The organism is Macrococcus brunensis, from assembly GCF_022343725.1.
In the GTDB taxonomy this organism is placed as follows: domain Bacteria; phylum Bacillota; class Bacilli; order Staphylococcales; family Staphylococcaceae; genus Macrococcus; species Macrococcus brunensis.
Genome location: NZ_CP092180.1, coordinates 1 through 1828 on the forward strand (window position 1 = coordinate 1; position 1828 = coordinate 1828).

The window sequence follows — 1828 nt, forward strand, 5'->3', positions numbered from 1 at the left end:
ATGGCTAACGAAAAAGCAAGATACTTCACTTTTTTACTTTATCCCGAAAGTATTCCGACAGATTGGATTGAAAAACTAGAATCGTTAGATGTTCCTATGGCGATCAGTCCCCTGCATGACAAAGATTTGAGTAGTGTTGAGGGACAAGAATATAAAAAAGCACACTATCATGTGATTTATGTGGCGAAAAATCCGGTTACTGCTCATAGTGTCCGAATGAAAATTAAAAGATTATTAGGCGAAAAAAGTCTGGCTAAAGTTCAGATTGTCGTACAAAGCATGGAAAATATGTATCTGTATCTGACGCATGAATCTAAAGACGCTGTGGCGAAAAATAAGTATAAGTATCGCAAAGAAGATTTGAGACTGCTTAATAATTTCGATGTTGACCGTTATATTACTTTGGACGCTGAAGATAAAGACGACATGCTGAACGATGTCTGTGATTTAATTGACGACCATGGAATTGCGAATATCCGTGAATTAAGACGGTTTATAAAAGAACATGGTGCTGAATACGGATTGCCAAGCATGAAGCACATAAACAGCGTTCTACGCTCTCATACAGGCTTGATAAGACTTTACTTTGATGCTGTCTATCAAGAGCGAAAATACGGAAAACAATTTGTCGATACGGTCACAGGAGAAATAAAATAAAAATCAAAACGTTAAAGGTGTGTCTGAAAAGACATGCCTTTTTTTATTTCAGCCGCTGCACGAACTAGAGCGATTAAACTGCAAGTTTGCCCAGTTTTTTTATGAAATCTCCGATTGCATGTAACTGGGCAGTACGTGATTTTTCATCACGACTGGCACTGATCCATTTTTTTATTTTCTAGAAAAAGATTTAAAAATTTATTAAATGCCCTTAAAAAGCTCTCAGCCGTTTTCTGAGAGTCGTTTTTTGTTTTTTGTGTATTTTACTTAATCATGGAGTTAAAAACGTTCAGAGGCCTCTGAGAGCTTCTGAACGTGATTTTAGGAAAAAAATAATGCAAAGCTAGGATTTAAAAAATTTTTTGAGGAAGATTTATGCCGAGAAAACTTTTGACTGATTGAAAAAGTCCGTGCTAACAAAATTTTAATTTTGTGAGTCGGTCGGGTTTGAGTTGGGAGAATTCCCAACTTAACACCGACTGAACAGCACGGATCTTTTGCTGGCAATCAGTCAAAAGGAAATTGGAATAAAAACAAAAAGACTAAAAAAATAAATCGAAACCAGTGGCGTTTTTTAGACACTGCCCAGTTACATGCAATCGGAGATTTCATAAAAAACTGGGCAAACATGCTGTTTGATTGCTCTAGTTCCTGCTGGGGCAAAATACAAAATTTGCGATGATTTTTTTAGGGAATTGGGATGTTTTTAATTTTTTTTGGGCGAGGAAAAGGGGGGACACTACGACCCCCCCTTTAAGTGCCGAGTGCCAAATCCAAAAAAAAAAGGGGTTGAGCCTTACAGTCCCAAGGTTTTGAGGTATGCTACAAAAAAGCTACAAATAGGCTACATTTTTAGCTACATTTTAATTATCTGTGTTTATTATTGTATTTAGTGCACCATTATGATACATTTAAAATGTAAATTAATTTAGGAGGTCAAGAATGGAAACTAAAAAAGAAAACAAGAATAGATTTACGATTTCTATGTCTGATTCTGTGTATGAATATCTAGAAGAAATTCGTACAGAAAAGGGCTTAACGAAATCTGCAATGCTTACTTTAGTTTTAGAAGAATACAAGAAAGGGCAGAAAAATGCATAAAAAAAGAGCGACCCTCGCAAAAAGTTCGCTCTAAATAATTATGTGAAATCTGATAAGGTGATTTTATAAA

Annotated in this window: 2 protein-coding genes; both read left to right on the plus strand. The window is 35.5% G+C overall.

Features of this window, described 5'->3' with window-relative positions; genetic code table 11:
• Positions 1-657, plus strand: coding sequence for a replication protein (locus tag MGG13_RS11290; RefSeq protein ID WP_239035726.1), 657 nt, complete (start codon positions 1-3; stop codon positions 655-657).
• A 942-nt stretch (positions 658-1599) separates the two neighbouring features.
• Positions 1600-1758 carry a CopG family transcriptional regulator gene (locus MGG13_RS11295; RefSeq protein ID WP_239035725.1) on the plus strand — a complete coding sequence of 53 codons (159 nt, stop codon included), beginning with the start codon at positions 1600-1602 and terminating at the stop codon, positions 1756-1758.
• Positions 1759-1828: the final 70 nt, after the last annotated feature.

Coding starts and splice junctions, on each gene's coding strand:
- MGG13_RS11295 (WP_239035725.1), top strand. CDS start 1,600: ATGGAAACTAAAAAAGAAAACAAGAATAGATTTACGATTTCTATGTCT.
- MGG13_RS11290 (WP_239035726.1), top strand. CDS start 1: ATGGCTAACGAAAAAGCAAGATACTTCACTTTTTTACTTTATCCCGAA.